At 42.4% G+C, this 18,203-nt stretch carries 15 protein-coding genes; 2 read left to right on the forward strand and 13 right to left on the reverse strand.

Going from position 1 to position 18,203, the window contains the following annotated elements:
• Window positions 1-86 precede the first annotated feature (86 nt).
• The 6 genes from rfbD to pcrA form a co-directional block, all read right to left on the reverse strand.
• Entirely contained in the window at window positions 87-941 is an 855-nt protein-coding gene (rfbD, locus tag SSIN_RS04855; protein ID WP_037616361.1) for a dTDP-4-dehydrorhamnose reductase, read from the reverse strand.
• A gap of 276 nt (window positions 942-1,217) precedes the next feature.
• Window positions 1,218-2,702, reverse strand: coding sequence for a glucosyltransferase domain-containing protein (locus SSIN_RS04860; protein ID WP_037616363.1), 1,485 nt, complete (start codon window positions 2,700-2,702; stop codon window positions 1,218-1,220).
• Window positions 2,699-3,625: a glycosyltransferase family 2 protein gene (locus SSIN_RS04865; RefSeq protein WP_037616365.1), complete on the reverse strand. Its 927-nt coding sequence runs from the start codon at window positions 3,623-3,625 to the stop codon at window positions 2,699-2,701. The genes SSIN_RS04860 and SSIN_RS04865 overlap by 4 nt, the downstream gene beginning before the upstream one ends.
• A gap of 98 nt (window positions 3,626-3,723) precedes the next feature.
• A complete protein-coding gene (locus SSIN_RS04870; RefSeq protein ID WP_037616368.1) occupies window positions 3,724-5,004 on the reverse strand; it encodes an O-acetylhomoserine aminocarboxypropyltransferase/cysteine synthase family protein in 1,281 nt (426 codons plus the stop codon).
• Between the two features lie 98 nt (window positions 5,005-5,102).
• Window positions 5,103-5,501, reverse strand: a complete 399-nt coding sequence (locus SSIN_RS04875) for an NUDIX hydrolase (protein ID WP_037616370.1) — start codon at window positions 5,499-5,501, stop codon at window positions 5,103-5,105.
• The gene (pcrA, locus tag SSIN_RS04880) at window positions 5,498-7,780 is read right to left on the reverse strand and encodes a DNA helicase PcrA (protein WP_037616371.1); all 2,283 of its coding nucleotides are present in this window, start codon (window positions 7,778-7,780) and stop codon (window positions 5,498-5,500) included. Before pcrA ends, SSIN_RS04875 begins: the two co-directional genes overlap by 4 nt.
• Window positions 7,781-7,927: 147 nt before the next feature.
• On the opposite strand from pcrA, the gene SSIN_RS04885 reads away from it, so the two are divergent.
• Entirely contained in the window at window positions 7,928-9,118 is a 1,191-nt protein-coding gene (locus tag SSIN_RS04885; RefSeq protein WP_037616373.1) for a cation diffusion facilitator family transporter, read from the forward strand.
• A 350-nt stretch (window positions 9,119-9,468) separates the two neighbouring features.
• Here SSIN_RS04885 and lepB read toward each other — a convergent pair whose 3' ends face one another.
• From lepB to ccpA, 7 genes are all read right to left on the reverse strand, one after another.
• A complete protein-coding gene (lepB, locus tag SSIN_RS04890; protein ID WP_037616375.1) occupies window positions 9,469-10,026 on the reverse strand; it encodes a signal peptidase I in 558 nt (185 codons plus the stop codon).
• A gap of 154 nt (window positions 10,027-10,180) precedes the next feature.
• Window positions 10,181-12,130, reverse strand: a complete 1,950-nt coding sequence (gene thrS, locus SSIN_RS04895) for a threonine--tRNA ligase (RefSeq protein ID WP_037616378.1) — start codon at window positions 12,128-12,130, stop codon at window positions 10,181-10,183.
• Window positions 12,131-12,234: 104 nt separating this feature from the next.
• A complete protein-coding gene (locus tag SSIN_RS10910; RefSeq protein WP_037616380.1) occupies window positions 12,235-12,591 on the reverse strand; it encodes a hypothetical protein in 357 nt (118 codons plus the stop codon).
• Window positions 12,592-12,922: 331 nt separating this feature from the next.
• Complete coding sequence (locus SSIN_RS04905) at window positions 12,923-13,288, reverse strand: hypothetical protein (RefSeq protein WP_037616382.1); 366 nt, start codon at window positions 13,286-13,288, stop codon at window positions 12,923-12,925.
• Window positions 13,289-13,324: 36 nt separating this feature from the next.
• On the reverse strand, window positions 13,325-14,638 hold the full coding sequence (locus SSIN_RS04910) for a glycosyltransferase family 4 protein (protein ID WP_037616384.1): 1,314 nt from the start codon (window positions 14,636-14,638) through the stop codon (window positions 13,325-13,327).
• Window position 14,639: 1 nt separating this feature from the next.
• Entirely contained in the window at window positions 14,640-15,638 is a 999-nt protein-coding gene (locus tag SSIN_RS04915; RefSeq protein ID WP_037616386.1) for an LTA glycolipid anchor biosynthesis glycosyltransferase, IagA/BgsA family, read from the reverse strand.
• A gap of 282 nt (window positions 15,639-15,920) precedes the next feature.
• Window positions 15,921-16,925 carry a catabolite control protein A gene (gene ccpA / locus SSIN_RS04920; protein ID WP_037616388.1) on the reverse strand — a complete coding sequence of 335 codons (1,005 nt, stop codon included), beginning with the start codon at window positions 16,923-16,925 and terminating at the stop codon, window positions 15,921-15,923.
• Window positions 16,926-17,086: 161 nt separating this feature from the next.
• Here ccpA and SSIN_RS04925 point away from each other — a divergent pair, with 161 nt between their 5' ends.
• On the forward strand, window positions 17,087-18,169 hold the full coding sequence (locus SSIN_RS04925; RefSeq protein ID WP_037616390.1) for a M24 family metallopeptidase: 1,083 nt from the start codon (window positions 17,087-17,089) through the stop codon (window positions 18,167-18,169).
• The last annotated feature ends 34 nt before the right edge of the window (window positions 18,170-18,203 follow it).

Genomic DNA, 18,203 nt, shown 5'->3' on the forward strand with positions numbered 1-18,203 from the left:
TTATTATACTATACTTTCCATGAAATGTGAAAAGCTAATGATAAGTAGATATCAAAAAAGGACTCTAAGGTCCTTTTTGTTAGATATCAGTGTTTTTTATCCTGCTTGTAAAACTCTTTCAAGGCATCCTGCCAAGTCGGAATGATAAAGTCTGTAGCCTTGGCCTTGGTCAAGCTCATAGTCGAGTTGAAAGGCCGCTTAGCCTTGGCTGGGAACTTGCTGGAATCAACCGGTTGGACTTCCACATCTGTATCTTTGAGAATTTCCACTGCAAAGTCATACCATGTCGTGTCCTCTGCCGCATCATTAGACAGATGGTAATAACCAAATTCCTTTTGATTTTTCGCCAGATGAGTCATAAATTCAGCCAGCGTACGAGTCCAAGTCGGACGGCCATGTTGGTCATTGACTACAGTCAGAATTTTGTGCGTCTTGGCAAGATTTTGCATGGTAAAGACAAAGTTTTTACCGTAGTTACCAAAGACCCAAGCAGTACGGATAATATAGAAACGGCTGGAATATTTCTCAACTAGCTCCTCACCCATGCGCTTGGTACGGCCATACTCAGTCTGCGGATCCGGCCGGTCATCTACTTCCCACTCCTCACCGACAGGTTTTTGTCCGTCAAAGACATAGTCTGTTGAGATATAGACCATGGTCGCCCCGTGTGCTTCTGCAGCTTTTGCCACATTTTCGGTACCGGTCACATTGATGGCATAGTCCAGCTCTTTGCCTTCATCTTCAGCTGCATCAACTGCAGTATAGGCTGCGCAGTGATAGACCAAGCTTGGCTTGACCTCCGCAAAGACCTTATCCACCATTTGGGTATTGGTAATATCCATTTCTGCCACATCAACAGCCACATACTCCTCATTGCGCTCATCCAAAAGATAGCGAAGCTCTGTTCCCAACTGTCCATTCGCGCCTGTAATTAAAATCATTTGTTTTTCCTTTCAGATCATAAATATTCGATGAATTTATTATACCAAAAAAAGCAGAAAAAATCTGCTTGATCGAATCACTATCGGAAAATCTATTCAGTAGGAGCACAAAAGAATAGTTTCTTATGCCTTTTGATACTCTGTATATAAATGATACAATAATCTGCAAGTAATAATGAATAGACTTATCATAAGAGGCAATAGAGTATAGAGAAATCTACAGTATACAATATAAAATTAAAGTTTTCTTCATTCTCCTATAAGGCAGAAAATATTCTATTTCATGATAACAAATAATTCATTGTTTTTAAGATAGATATTATATAACTTTGTTTCTTCAAGTAAGGTATATTTTTCACTACTAAAATCCAAATTTGCAATATCAATTAATTTAAAATCAACATTTAGATTAGTGATGCTATTAAATCTCATTGTCATATCCCAAGAAACATTTGTATTTGGCATAATCAGACTTTTGAGAATAGGATAAACAGAAGCTGTATTGCTAAATACTGGAGAATCAGAAAGAAATCGATTCACATTAATCACTGCTTTTTCTGGGGTAACATACTTATTTAAAGAGGAAGCTAGCAATATGCTCTGCGATTTGAACATATCATTTTGTTGTTTTAAACTGCTCACGTAAACAAAAGAGAAAGAGAGGAAATAGAAAACTAATAATCCAGAAATGAGGGACTTAATCCCACGTATAATCTTACTCTTTTCAATACACTCTAAGCTAACAATTAAGATAATCGCTAAAAAAATTCCGTAACCATATTCATATCTTGGTCTCATAAGATAATAAGGATTAGACAAAATCAAATAAGTTCCATAACTAAATACACTTCCTAAACTTAACCATATCAACATATAAACAAAGTTTAAAACAAATTTTGTTCTCGAAAAGCGAATTACACTAATCATTAGGAGAAGTACAGCTGTTATACTTAATAGAATCCAGATAGTCGAACTCTGCAAAAATATATTTTTCAAATATCCCTTGGTATTAAAAATGATTATTTTAAGAATTGCTAATCCCTTTGGAATATTAGCTTGATCAGCAAAAATCGGTGGCTTTATAAAAAGTTGTATACGATATAAAACCAAACCAACTACATAAGACAAGATAGAAATAACAATTTTAGGAATTTCTTCTTTAAAATAACTTCCTTGCAATAATTCTAAAAATATTAGCGTCATGGTTACCATAATGTACACTCCTGAAGAAGCTTGGTATGAATTGCACATTAAGAATATACCAACAACTGACATGATTCCAAATATTTTTTTATTATCCCAAAAAATAAATGGGATAATTGAAACTAATATACTTAAAGTCATAAAAGGATTGTCAAACCTAAAACTTAATGGCTCTAAAAACCATGGATTAATCCCTATAATAGTTGAAGCACATGCAGTTACAAAAGTTATCTTATTTTTAGGGTATAAGACAAATAATAAAACCAAGCTAGCAAGAGATAGAAAACAAGCTGATAGAATATGAGTAGTTAATCCTAAATCTGTCAGATGCTTCCCACCCTGTATTAAACGAGCGGAATACTCACTTAAATATCTTGAATAATGCTCAGAAAATCCTGAATAACCTTGTAATTGTCTTCCAATATCATCAATATAGGGATACTCAGCTAAACCGACATTAATATTGACCACTGAATAAATAATAAAAATAAGCAGGGCAGACGATTTATTTAAAAGAAGATAGTTTTTAAAATCAGAAAAACGTTTTTGGAAAATCATTTACTCTTCTCCTTAATCACATAAATCGGCCGATGCTTAGTTTCCATAAACACTTTTCCGATGTATTTGCCGAGTATGCCGATGGTTAGCAGCTGGAAGCCTCCGAGAAGGAGAATGACGGTCATGAGGGATGGCCAGCCAGATGTCGGGTCACCAAAAACCAAGGTACGGACAATAATTACTGCCATCAGGATGAAGGCTAAAATCCAAGACAGGATACCTCCTAAAAAGGCAATGTTGAGAGGCGCATCAGAGAAATTGACGATGCCTTCCAAAGAATAGTTGAAGAGGGACCAGAAATTCCAAGAGGTCTTGCCGGCTACTCGTTCGACATTTTTGTATTCCAAGTACTCTGTATTGAAGCCTACCCAGGCAAAAATCCCCTTGGAGAAGCGATTGTACTCTGAAACATCCAGAATGGCCTCTACCATCTGGCGGCGCATCAGTCGGAAGTCACGCGCACCATCCACCATCTCTACCTGACTAATCTTATTAATCAGTTTATAAAACAGATTGGCAAAAAAGCTCCGGATAGGTGGCTCTCCCTCTCGAGTAGTGCGACGGGTCCCCACACAGTCCAGTTCTGGATTCATGTCCAACATAGCTTTCATCTCAATTAGAAGCTCGGGCGGATCCTGCAAGTCCACATCCATGACCGTCACAAAATCCCCGCTTGCCTCTTGGAGCCCAGCATAGAGCGCTGCTTCTTTTCCGAAATTACGAGAAAAGGACAGATAGTGCACATCTGGACAGCGTCTGCTGAGCTCACGCAAAACAGCCAAAGTCCGATCCGTCGATCCATCATTGACAAAAATATATTCAAACTGGTCACGGATTTGATATTTGACCGCTTCCATGGCTTCATGAAATAAAGGAATAGACTCTTCTTCATTGAAGCACGGAACAATCACTGAAATTGTCATTTTGATTACCTACTATTTTTTAATATCTTTCATTATATCAAAAAACTAGGTGAAAACCTAGTTTTATTCTTATTTACTCTGTCTAGAAATATTAAAAATCAAATAGATTCCAAAGCGATTCTCAAATCCTCTATCAAGTCATCCACATTTTCAAGGCCGATAGAGAGACGGATTTGATTTGGTGTAATGCCTGCTGCCAGCTGAGCCTCTGGTGACATCTGACCATGAGTCGTCGTAGCCGGATGGACAACCAGAGACTTAGCATCTGCTACATTGGCCAAGTCAGAAAAAATCTCTAGGCTGTCAATAACCTTACGAGCCTCTTTCTCCCCACCTTTGACATTAAAGGTGAAGATTGAGCCCACGCCTTTAGGGAAATATTTTTCTGCCAAAGCATGATAAGGACTGTCAGCAAGCTTGGGATAATTGACCTGCTCGACCTTAGGATGCCCTGCTAAGAAATCTACAATCTTCTCGGCATTGGACACATGGCGCTCTACGCGCAAAGAGAGAGTTTCTAACCCCTGCAAGAAGAGAAAGGCATTGAAGGGGGACATGGCTGCGCCCGTATCGCGCAAGAGCTGGGTCCGCACAGCAGTAACAAAGGCTGCTGCTCCGACATCGCGCGTATAACTGATATCATGATAGCTCGGGTCTGGGTCCACAAACTGCGGAAACTTGCCAGAAGCTTCCCAGTCGAAGCGACCACTATCCACAATTACGCCTCCGATGCTAGTTCCGTGACCGCCGATAAACTTGGTCGCAGAATGCACCGCAATGTCCACTCCGTGAGAAAAGACATTGATCAGATAAGGTGTAGCAAAGGTATTGTCAGAAATCAGCGGAATTTTATGAGCATGAACCAGCTCTGCCAAAGCTTCAAAGTCAGGAATATTAATCAGAGGATTGCCCAAACTTTCAATCAGAACCAGCTTGGTATTGTCCTGAATGGCTGCTTCTACTTCAGCCAGATTTTCAATATCGACAAAAGTCGTGGTAATGCCATAGCGAGGCAGGGTTTCCTTGAGCAGATTAAAGGTGCCACCATAGATGGTGGAAGCTGCCACTACATGGTCGCCAGCATGCGCCAAGGCTAGAATAGTGTAGGTAAGGGCCGCCATACCAGAAGCTGTCGCTAGTGCTCCGACTCCACCCTCCAAAGCCGCTATCCGCTCCTCAAAAGCAGACAGGGTCGGATTGGTAATCCGAGTGTAGATATTTCCCGGTTTGCGTAGGGCAAAGAGATCTTCTCCCTCCTGAGTATCGTCAAACACATAGGAAGTTGTCTGGTAAATAGGCAGAGCCCGCGACTTAGTTGTCGGGTCCACTGTCTGTCCGGCATGAAGCTGCAGAGTTTCAAATTTAAATTCACGTGTCATAAGGTCACCTCACTATAGTTATGTGATAAGTCTACCACTAAACGTCTCGCTTGACTAATAGAATTTCTTTATCAAAAGAAATAAAGAGAAGCTATATCTTATAGCTTCTCAGATATAATCTCAAAAGTCGCTTGATTGCTGGGCCAGTACAACTGCGACGAAACTGTGTCTAAAGCTACCCACTGAGCTCCTACATGCTCATCTGAAATCTGGATTTCCTTCTGTTCTGTCAGAACTAGAAAGAGATTTTTGTGAATGGACAGATTATCATCAATCTTTACTGTAAAATCTCCAAGACCAGTCAGGTTTGAACAAGCTAAGAGCAAGCCGGTCTCTTCTTTTATTTCACGAAGGCAGGCTTCTTCTGGACTCTCACCACTCTCAATCCTACCAGTAATAGGCTGCCAAAAGGAAACTGGCTCATCCTCAACTTTCAAGAGCAAGATTTCTCCATCCTCTGGATGATAAATCCAGGCTTCAATCGACTGTCTCATCATGATTTTTTCTCAATCGGTGCTATGCTAACCAGCACTTTCTTCAGACCAACTTCTGGGAAATTAATCTTAAGCTCTTGGCTGTTTCCACTGCCAGAGACTGCCAGAACTGTCCCATCGCCCCATTTCTTATGGTGGGCAATATCTCCGATAGCCCAAGCAACTTCTGGCTTAGATGACTGACTGCTCTTGCCAAAAGGCAGACTGCCTGTAGAGATCGAACTTGGCGCCGCTTGACGCTTCCGCTCTTGTAGAGCCTGGGCCAGACTCATTCCCTGGCCGAACTTGCTAGTATCGCTATTGGTATAACTAACCTTAAAAGAGCTGTTTGCTGGCCGAGCCAGTCCCTGATAGTCTAGCAAGTCTGAGCTGATTTCTCTCAAGAAGCGAGTAGGATGATTATAGTTGGTTTTACCATAAAGCATACGGGAATTGGCGTTGGTCAGATAGAGAATCTTCTCTGCTCGGGTAATGCCGACATAGGCCAGACGCCGCTCTTCTTCTAGCTCATCCTCATCTTCAGATGCCCGACTTAGAGGGAAGACATTTTCCTCCATACCAACCAGAAAGACGACTGGAAATTCCAATCCCTTGGCCGCATGGAGGGTCATCAGCGTCACTTCAGAACTCTCCTGATCACCGTCATCTGTGTCCGCGATCAAGGCTAATTCATTGAGAAAACGGCTGAGCTTGTCAAGGCCAGACTCATCAGCAGAATTGTCTGGACTTTCGTCAAAGTTCTTGGTCACAGACAGAAATTCTTCGATATTTTCAATCCGTGCTTGGCTCTCCAAGGTTGCCTGGGCTGCCAAGGCCGCAGAATAGCCTGTCTTTTCCAATACGGCTTCTACCAGCTCCGTCACTGTATAGTCGTCCAAGCGCTCCCGCAAATCGAGAAGCATATTGGCAAAATCATAGACCGCCTGAGCCACCTTACCCTTGACCGGCGACAGCAGGATATTGGCCGATGCATCCAGTAAAGAGATTTCCTGACTGGACGCAAAATCCCGAATTTTCTCCACCGTTCCTGGACCGACACCACGCTTGGGCTCATTGACCACGCGCTCATAACTGATATTATCGCTAGGATTGGCGATGAGATTGAGGTAAGAAATAACATCGCGGATTTCCTTGCGGCTGTAGAACTTGGTGCCCCCGACCATGGTGTAGGGAATATTGGACTTGAGCAGGGCTTCCTCCACCGTCCGTGACTGGGCATTGGTCCGGTAAAGGACTGCAAAATCCCTATGACTGTAGCCTTCTCGGCTCAGCTGATCAATGGTCCGAGCGACAAAAAGGGCCTCATCCTGCTCATCATTAGCCCGATAGTAGACAATCTCCTTGCCATCTTCATTCTGGGTCCAGAGATTTTTAGGACGACGGTTGCGGTTATTTCGGATCACTTCATTAGCTGCCTGAAGGATGGTCTTGGTAGAGCGATAATTTTCCTCAAGCAGAACTACTTTAGCTTCTGGATAATCCTTTTCAAAGTCTAGGATATTTTGCATATCGGCTCCTCGCCAGCCATAGATAGACTGGTCGGCATCACCGACCACGCAGATATTCTTAAAGCGGGAAGCTAAGAGCTTGACCAGCTGGTACTGGGCATGGTTGGTATCCTGATACTCGTCCACATGGATGTACTGATAACGCTGCTGGTAGTAAGTCAAGACATCAGGATTCTGGTCAAAAAGCCGCAGGGTCAGCATAATCAAGTCATCAAAGTCCATAGCCTCAGACTGACGCAGTTCTTTTTGATAGGCTGTGTAGCACTTGGCCACAATCTCCGTGTACATATCACCTGCTAGATTCGCATAGGCCACCTCGTCAATCAGGTCGTTCTTGGCGTTGGAAATCGTACCCAGAATAGCGCGCTCATTCCACTTTTTAGGATCTAAATTGAGGTTTTTGAGAATCCGTTTCATCAGTGTTCGCTGCTCACCCGGATCAACGATGGTGAAATTACGGTTGTAGCCAATATGGTCTGCTTCTCGGCGCAGAATGCGCACGCACATGGAGTGGAAAGTGGCGATTAAACAATCTTGGGTAGCTGGATTGAGCACTGCTGCCCGCTCTTTCATCTCCCGCGCAGCCTTATTGGTAAAGGTAATGGCTAGGATATTCCAAGGATTGACCATCTTCTCGTCAATCAAATAGGCGATACGGTGGGTCAGGACACGGGTCTTACCCGAACCAGCCCCCGCCATAATCAACAAGGGGCCTTCTGTCGTCTGGACAGCCTCAGCCTGACGGTCATTCATACCGTTTAATAAGGGATTCATCTTCTATCCTTTCAATATAAAATCAAACTGAAAATCAATGCTTCCATTATATCAAAATTCAAGTGAATTTGTTATCGAAAAGACAATTGTCCTTCATTGAAATTTAAGTGCGAAAAAGCTATAATAGTAGTCTAGAAAGGAGCAGCCATGAACAATCATCCAAGCGACAATCTCAAACTTGCCGAACGAGGCGCCCTCCTAGCAATTGCCACCTACATTGGCCTATCCGTTACAAAAATCATTGTAGGTGCAGCACTGACATCCTCCAGTTTGACGGCGGATGGTTTCAACAACGTCTCCGATATTGTTGCCAATCTAGCAGTCTTAATCGGCCTGCGCATGGCCCGAAAACCAGCGGATAAGGATCATCGCTTCGGCCATTGGAAGATTGAAGATCTGGCCAGTCTGATTACTTCTTTCATCATGTTTTTTGTCGGTTTCAATGTCCTCATTGATACGGCTCAAAAAATTATTAACAAGGAAGAAACCTTGATTGATCCTGTGGGAGCCATTGTCGGGATTGTATCAGCCATTATCATGTTTGGTGTTTATCTTTACAATAAAAGCCTAGCCAAAAGGGTGAAATCCAAAGCTCTGGATGCTGCTGCCAAAGACAATCTATCGGACGCTATCACTTCTCTGGGCACATCGGTTGCTATTATTGCTAGCTCCCTGAAGTTTCCTATCATTGATAAACTAGCAGCCATCATTATTACTTTTTTCATTCTGAAAACGGCCTATGATATTTTCATGGAGTCCTCCTTCAGCCTATCAGACGGCTTTGACCAGGACCTTTTAGACGACTATAAGCGTGCCATTCTGGAAATTCCTAAAATCACACGCGTCAAGTCCCAGCGTGGCCGAACCTATGGCAGCAATATCTATCTGGATATCATACTGGAAATGAATCCTGACCTCTCCGTCTTTGAAAGCCACGAAATCGCTGACCAGGTAGAGGATATGCTCAAGGAAGACTTTGGCGTCTTCGACATTGATATTCATATTGAGCCAGCTCCTATTCCTGAAGATGAGATTCTGGATAATGTCTATCAAAAACTCCTGATGCGTGAGCAATTAGTCGACCAAGGCAGTCAATTAGATACTCTCTTATCTTCCGATTTTGTCTACATTTCCCAAGATGGTCGCCAGCTGAACAAAGAGGAATTTCAACTAGAGAGAGCCCAAACTTCTCCTATCAAAAATTTAGAAATTACATCCGTCAGCCAAAAAACCAAGCTGATTCGCTATCAAATCGGAGATGTCATCCATACCAGCCTCTGGCGCCGCCACGAAGTCTGGCAAAATATCTTCCACCAAGAAACACGAAAAAACAACTAGTTTTCTGCTAGTTGTTTTTATATACTTTCACTTGGTCTGTTGCAATATCTTCTCCAAACCACTTTTCAGCGATTTTATGAAATTATCCTTCTTGGTATAATTTCCCGAAAGCAGCATTTACTTTTTCCACTAAAGTACGGTCCGCCTTTCTAGCTCGACCGCAAAGGCCTTACTAACAATTGCAACTCAAAAATAGTATGCTCCTCCAAGATTTCTTCTGGCCGATAATAATGTGCATACACACAATTAAGCAAAAGGACACGAATCAGCCCCACGTCACTAGCATCTGAGCATTTTTATATCATCCTTCTGACTACTACAAAACCACAAGAAAAACGAAATAACTCATGTTACTTCGTTTCTACAAAACCAAATTTATCTAATGGAGAAATCCGGAATTCCACAACTCCCTTAATCTGAGTCATTTTTATCAGACCAAATTCTCGACTGTCTTTTGTATTCTCCCGTCGATCGTTTAAAATCAAAAAGGATTTTTCTGGGATGGTATCGGACTCTGCACCTTTTAAATCCATAATCGAAAAATCGTGGGTGTAATAGCCCGTGCTTGCAGCAGAAGCCAAGTATTTTTCCCGCATCTTTTCGATATATTCCTCTGACTGCACCTGATCGTTCAGATAGAGAAGATTATCCATGTAGGTCACCTTGTCATTTTCCTTAGCGATGACGCGGCCAACATAATATTTGCCATTGACTTCATAGAGCACAAATTTCCCCCGCGGAATTTTCTCTGTCTTTTCAGCCAGCACCAAATCATCTTCTGCTAAGAAAGAATTGGCATCTTGCTTGGTAATACGATAAGGCGTATAGACAAACAAACGCAATCCCACTAAAATAGCAAGAAGAACCGCAACAATGATAACATTTCTCAGTAAATCTCTTTTTAACATCTCTCTCCCCTGTTCTTTTATTTCATTATACCATTTTTTGAGAAATTAGACAAAACACAGGGAGAAGAAATAGTTTTCCTTAGATAAACTTGTGAAAAAGAAAAAGGCAAAATCATTTTGAGGAAGTTCCTCAGTCGGATTTGCCTTTCTTATTTTAATCTTCTTTAGCCACGCGTGATTTGTTGGCGATGTCAGCTAGGATAGCTTCCACAAACTCGTCAACTGGAACGGTTTGCGTTTCTTTTTGGCCGTAGCGACGAACATTGACAGTACTGTCTTCTACTTCCTTGTCACCAACGATTAGCTGATAAGGAATCTTGCTGGTTTGTGAAGCACGAATCTTGTATTGCATCTTTTCATTGCGCTCGTCCACATCAGCACGGACACCCTTGTCACGCAGCTTCTTAGCCACTTGCCAAGCGTAGTCGATATGGGCTTCGTTGGAAACTGGAATCAAGGTCACTTGATGCGGAGCAAGCCAAGTCGGAAAGGCTCCCTTGTAATTTTCAATCAGGATAGCTGTGAAGCGCTCCATGGTTGAGATAACTCCACGGTGAATCATAACTGGACGATGTTCTTCACCATCAGCTCCGATATACTTGAGGTCAAAGCGCTCTGGCAAGAGGAAGTCCAGCTGGATAGTTGACAGAGTTTCTTCATTTCCAAGGGCTGTTTTAACTTGGATATCCAGTTTCGGACCGTAGAAGGCTGCTTCTCCTTCTGCTTCAAAGTAGTCCACACCCATTTCGTCCAAGGCTGCTCGCAGCATGGTTTGGGCATTTTCCCACATCTCATCGTTATCAAAATACTTATGCGTATCCTGAGGATCACGAAGAGACAGGCGGAAACGATATTCTGTCAAGTTGAAATCTTCGTAAACATCGATAATCAACTGCAAGGCGCGTTGGAACTCTTCTTGAATTTGCTCTGGCGTGACAAAGAGGTGACCGTCGTTGAGAGACATTTCGCGCACACGTTGGAGACCAGTCAAGGCACCAGATTTTTCATAGCGGTGCATCATCCCAATCTCAGCAATACGGATTGGCAGCTCACGGTAAGAGTGAACATGGTGTTTGTAGACTTGAATGTGGTGCGGACAGTTCATCGGACGAAGAACAAATTCTTCCCCGTCACCCATGTCCATGGTTGGGAACATGTCCTCTTGGTAGTGATCCCAGTGACCAGAAGTCTTATACAGTTCCACAGAAGCCAACGGCGGAGTGTAGACGTGTTGGTAACCAGAAGCCAATTCCTTGTCAACGATATAACGTTCCAACTCACGACGAACAGTGGCACCATTTGGCAACCAGAATGGCAAGCCTTGACCCACTTCTTGAGAAATCATGAAGAGATCCAGTTCTTTCCCTAACTTACGGTGATCGCGTTCTTTGGCTTCTTCACGCATTTGAAGGTAGTTCTTCAAGTCTTTCTTGTCAAACCAAGCTGTACCATAAACCCGCTGCATCATAGCATTGTCGCTGTTCCCGCGCCAGTATGCACCGGCCACGTTCAAGAGGTGGAAGATTTGAATCCGACCTGTAGATGGAACGTGAGGCCCACGGCAGAGATCCACGTATTCGCCCTGACGGTAGATAGTCAAACCACCCTCATCTTCTGAGTGTTCTTCAATCAATTCCAATTTATAAGGGTCGTTTTTGAAGATTTCACGTGCCTCATCTTTCGTTACTTCCTCACGAATAGATGGGAAGTTTTCTTTGACGATCTTTTGCATTTCTTCTTCGATACGAGGCAGGTCTTCGTTAGAGATTTGACCAGCAGTATTGTCGGTATCATAGTAGAAACCATCTTCGATAGCTGGACCAACACCCAAGTGAATGTCTGGGAAAAGGCGACGAGCTGCTTGGGCAAACAAGTGAGCAGCAGAGTGACGCAAAATCGGAAGAGCGTCTTCGTGATCAGGTGTCACGATTTCAATGGCACCATCTTCAGTGATAGCACGAGTCGTATCGATGAGTTTGCCGTTGAATTTACCAGCGAGAGCTTTTTTAGCTAGGGAATTGCTGATAGATTGGGCAATTTCAAAAGTTGTAACGCCAGATTCGAATTCACGAACAGCGCCATCTGGGAAAGTAATCTTAATCATGTGTTTTCTCCTTAAAAATTTATCATATTTTATAACTGAGGTTTGAAGAACTGGGAAACTGGCTATCAACAAAGAATGATAACAATCGATTGGCTAAATCAATTTCATTTTAGCTTTTTCATTCTGAAAATAAAGAAAAGCGTAGAAATACATAGATAGCATATCAAGGAAAGAATGAGAGACAGGTATTCCTCCTGAGTCATCTCACCTCTCATGTATATCCTTATAGGATAGCTTTTTATCGCATTGACCAAATAGATAATAGCTGTCAAACTTAAAAGATATCCTGTTATAATGAGTTTCTTGTTGTTGAAAAACATTAAGATACCAAGAAAGGGAGCAAGGAATGGCAAGAGAGGAATGAATAGAAAAAATGAAAAGACGACAATATTTTCCGTTCCCCATAGACTGAGCGTATTCATTAGCCAGACATAGACTAATAGGAAGGTACAAGTCATCATCCAAGATAATATTTTCTTCAAATCTATCACCTCATTCAGCTATTGGCTAAATTCATTTTAACTTTGTTGTAACTATTTTCCATACAAAAAACGACATCCATAAAAGGACGTCGCAACGTGGTTCCACCTTCATTTATGCAAGCCAAAAAGACCTACACCTCTGATTGGCTCTAACGTAGCCACCGTTTTATGTTTGCATAAAAGCTGATAGAGTAGTCCCAACTGCATCCTCTACGCGATTTCCAGCTCCACGCGCTCTCTAAAAGATTTCCTGCAGGTGATATGTCTCTAAAAATTATTATAGCACGATTGGAAAAATTTGCAAGAACTTTTACTGGTTTCCAGCTCTGCTATTTTTCCTACTAAATCGATAAATCAAATGCCCCAAGCCATTTCCAGCTAGTGAGAAAAGGAAATAGGCGGCATGATAAAGAGGAATCCACTCCCCAAAGGTGAAAATGGTCAGGAAAAATAAGAGGGCAACCAAGAGAGAAAAGCGCAAAGAAAATCCATGAAAAGCTGCGTAGAGCAGGGACACCAACAGGGTTGCCAGAGGAGAGTAGATGAGAACATTTCCAACTACTAGCCCCTTACTTAAGATGGAATCCATGGGCAAATACCGTAACAGTATATAAAAGACAAAATAGAAAAAGACAAGGGGGAGCAAAAAGAAAATTTCTTTTTTGTAACCTTTCATAGGAGCACCTCCGATCATTAGGTCTCACGACGATGTTTATTTCAAATATTTCCGAATATTTTTTATCTGTTTCTTAGATGCCTTCATGATTCGTGTAGAACCACTTACTGGCAGAGAAATAATCTTACCTGGTAAATAGACAATGGTCTTGGCTAAGCGTTTGGCAACCGTTTCTTCCGGATTGAGATCATTATGAAAATCCTTGCTAATAGTCAAATCTAAGTAGAATTCATAGACACGACGGCCAAAATTCTCTGAGGAAATCTCGTATAATTTATCAGCTAGCTTTTTCTCGTCCATATCTGGTGTTGCCAAAATGGCCTCCAAAATGGCTCCTGCCAAATCCCGATTTTCATAATAGAGGGTACCAAAGGTTTTATCGCTGATCACATTGTCTAGATAAGGATTGCCATGGGCGATGATTGGTGTACCGCTAGCTAGGCTTTCCAGATAGGTCAGTCCCTGTGTTTCACTGGTGGAAGCTGAAATAAAGAAATCCGCTGCTTTATAGTAGAGGGCTGTATCGCTTGGCGCAATCATTCCTGTAAAAATGACAGCATCCTCAATATGAAGCTGGGCTACCAAGGCTTTTAAGTCCTCAGCATAAGGCCCATCTCCGACAATGACTAGTTTAACCTTATCATTCTCTTCGAGAACCGTTGGCATCGCTTGAACAATCGCCTGGATATTTTTCTCGTAAGAAATTCTAGATAAACTGAGCAGCATGATTTCATCTTCTGCTATACCCAGCTTAAAGCGCAGTTTCTTAATATCTTCCCGAGATAGTTCTGGTCGGTCAAACTTGGCCAACTCGATTCCTGTCGGAATGACCCGTTTTTCCGCCTTGATTTTATAACCAACTAAAAGGTCGTAGACAATCTCAGAAGGACAAATGACACCATCTAAATCACTCATGAAACCACGCACGATGTACTTGACCATACTCGGACGAATCACCATTCCTTTGGCAAGATAGTGAACATAGTCCTCATACTGGGTATGGTAGGTGTGAACCACTGGAATCCGAAGTTCCTTGGCAATCCAGATTCCCAAGAGACCTAGAGAAAATTCTGTCTGGGTATGGATGATATCCAACTGGTACTGGCGGGCAATTTCCAAAGCATTGGAAAAACCACGATAAGCCACGCGCCGATCCTTAAAAGCGAAGAAAGGTACGCTGGGAATACGGATAATCTGCCAATCCTCATAGCGGTTGACATCCTTATCCGTCGTAGTAAAAATAAAGACTGTGTGACCTAGTTTCTCTAGCTCAGTCTTGAGGGTACGAATGCTCGTCGCCACCCCGGAAACCTGAGGAAAATAGGTATCTGTAAAAAGACCAATCCGCATATCACATCTCCAAAACTGTTTGGTAAGCCTTGACTAACTGAAGTGCGACATCATCAATAGAGCGACTCTCCGCAACGCGATAACCTGCTTCACGTTTGTCCACTTTTCCGTCAAGAACCTTACGAAGCGATTCAACAAACTCATCTACATTATGACAAAGCTCCGCCGACTCTTCATCAATCCAGCCATTATAAACAGGAATATCACGCAGGACCACATGTTGACCACTGGCCAGCGCTTCTAGAACCACAATCCCTTCTGTCTCTTCATAAGATGGGAAAAAGAAAGCGTCACTGCCTGACATGGCTCCTTGGAAGACTGCACCTTTGAAATAACCCGGAAATTCCACATTTTCTGGATGATTAAAGAGGACAAGCTCTCGAATCTTACGCGGAATAATCCAAAGATTGATTGAGCCCAGCCAGATAAAGCGGACATCTGGCATTCTGCGAGCCACTTCGACAAAATCTTCGATTCCTTTTCGTCTGAAATAAAGACCTGCACAAACCACGACTTTCTGTCCATCCACAATCTGAAAATGTTTTTTAAAGACTTCTTCCTTACGTTTGTCTTTCTTGTATTTAGACAGCTCAATGCCATTTGATACAGCTATGATGGGCGTCGTTACACCGTAGGATTGGATCAATTTCTTTGAATACTCAGACGGAGTAATGATAAAATCCGCCATTTTATACATGTGAGCTAAATATTTGCCAAATAAGGGCGCAAAAAGATTAGAGCCAATAAAAGAGTTTTCAAAATCTTCTTTGGTCGAATGTCCGTGCATGATGACTTTTTTGCCCCTTCGCTTGGCCGCGTGAAGAAGAAGCAAACTACGGGGGCCGTAGGTATTAATGTGCACGACATCATAATCTCCCAAAACATCTGTTGTATAAGGAATTCCTGCTAGATCCAGTGCATGCATTTGATGCTGCAAGGCACGTCCGATGCCTGATTTTTCTAAAACAGACTTTCCTTCTAGATATAGTAATACTTTCATATTTTCTATTATACCCAAAAGATGCAAAAAAGGGAATCACCAAGGGAAGAATGAAATAAAAATCAAGCCTTATCCTGCCTCCTCATAAAACCAAAGGAAGGCTTGGACTTGTTTTCAGAATGATATTTTTGAAATAGACAGGCTCAGACTTAATCAAAAAAGAACACTCTCAAGAACTGTACATCCTGAGAGTTTACAATTTAGTGGATTTTAGTCTAGAGCATCTTCTCTACAGCCATCATTTGGTGACAAGATGAGAAAAGATCTTGCGGTCTTTTCAGCTTATTTACGGGTCGATTTGCGCTCACTAATGCTATGAGCGAGAAGAACTTCACGTTCCTCTAAATCCTCTTTGTGCATAATCTTAGTCAGCATGCGCATACTAATCGCACCAATATCATAAAGAGGTTGACTGATGGTGGAAAGGTTAGGGCGAGTAAAGCGAGCTATTTGCGAATCATCGCTGGTAATGATTTCAAAATCTTCTGGAATCTTGACTCCTTGGTCTGACAAGCCATTGAGCAGACCAGCCGCCAATTCATCACCTGTCACAAAAGCTGCAGTGGCTTTTGAGACAATCAGGCGTTCAGCTAGATGGTAACCATCGTCGTAGCTATACTTGGACTCGAAGACCAGCCCTTCACTGTAAGGGAGTTTTTTGCTTTTCAGGGCTTCTTTGTAGCCAGATAAACGAATCTTGCCATTGATGTCATCAACCAAAGGGCCACTAACAAAGGCAATCTTCTTGTTACGATCAGCCAAAAGGCTCACCGCATCCGTTGTTGCCTGCTTATAGTCAATATTGACACTTGGTAGTTGATGCTCTACATCTACCGTTCCTGCAAGGACCACCGGTGTCCGTGAACGTGAAAATTCAGAGCGAATTTTTTCAGTCAGATGATAACCCATGAAAATGATACCATCCACCTGCTTAGAGAAAAGCGTATTGACAACAGAAACTTCCTTGTCGTCATCTTCGTCGCTGTTTGCTAAGACGATGTTGTATTTATACATCTCAGCAATATCATCAATCCCCTTGGCCAGAGTTGAGAAGTAACTGTTGGTAATATTTGGAATCACAACGCCGACAGTAGTTGTTTTTTTACTAGCCAGACCACGTGCAACAGCATTTGGACGGTAGTCAAGGCGATCAATCACTTCCAACACTTTTTTACGCGTGTTTTCCTTTACATTTTTGTTTCCATTTACGACTCGGCTAACTGTCGCCATTGAAACTCCCGCTTCACGGGCGACATCATAAATGGTTACTGTGTCGTCTGTGTTCATATGGTTTCCTTTCTTTTATTGAAAATTTCGCTTTCACTTTCCTACACACACCATTTTATCACTTATTGTAAACACTTTCAAGTATTTTGATAAGTTTTTGAAAACTCTTGATTTTTTTTGTTTTTTTTGCCAAAATAGAGGCATAGAAAGAAGGTCGAAACATGACAAAAATCAATCAAATCATCACTTATCTTGAAAATGAAAAAAAAGATGTGGCTGTCATATCCGATCCTGTAACGATTCAGTACCTAACTGGTTTTTACAGCGACCCTCATGAACGCCAAATGTTTCTACTCGTCTACACCGACCATGAGCCGCTTCTTTTCGTACCTGCACTTGAGGTTGAGCGCGCTTCATCCATCGTGGATTTTAAGGTTGTAGGCTATGTTGATTCTGAAAATCCTTGGGAAAAGATCAAAATTTCCCTACCATCTCAAATCTTCAAACAAGTAGCAGTCGAGTTTGACAATCTCATTTTAACCAAATATCACGGCCTGCGTACCGTTTTTGACGGGGCTGAATTTGTCAATCTAACTCCTTATATCAACCGCTTGCGCTTGATCAAATCAGCCGACGAAATCCAGAAAATGCTGGTAGCTGGCCAGTATGCCGACAAGGCTGTCAATATTGGTTTTGACAATATTTCACTGGATAATACCGAAACAGACATCATCGCTCAAATTGATTTTGCTATCAAGCGAGAAGGCTATGAGATGAGCTTTGAAACCATGGTTCTGACAGGCAATAACGCAGCCAATCCTCATGGCATTCCCGGAGCTAACAAAGTAGAAAATAATGCCCTCCTCCTCTTTGACCTGGGTTGCATGGTTAATGGCTATGCCAGTGATATGACACGGACCGTCGCTGTCGGGCAACCGGACCAGTTCAAAAAAGATATCTACCATCTGACATTGGAAGCCCAGCAAGCAGCGCTTGACTTTATCAAACCAGGCGTCACAGCTCATGAAGTGGATCGAGCGGCTCGCGAGGTCATCGAAAAAGCTGGCTATGGTGAGTATTTCAACCACCGTCTGGGTCACGGCATCGGTATGGATGTCCACGAATTCCCATCCATCATGGAGGGCAACGACATGGTCATCGAGGAAGGCATGTGCTTCTCTGTCGAGCCCGGTATCTACATCCCTGGCAAGGTTGGTGTCCGCATTGAAGACTGCGGTCATGTCACTAAGAATGGTTTTGAACTCTTCACCGAAACCAGCAAGGATTTGTTGTATTTTGATTAACATAGCAGAAAAGCACCAAATTTGGTGCTTTTTG

Origin of the sequence: Streptococcus sinensis (assembly GCF_000767835.1) — a bacterium.
Lineage (GTDB): Bacteria > Bacillota > Bacilli > Lactobacillales > Streptococcaceae > Streptococcus > Streptococcus sinensis.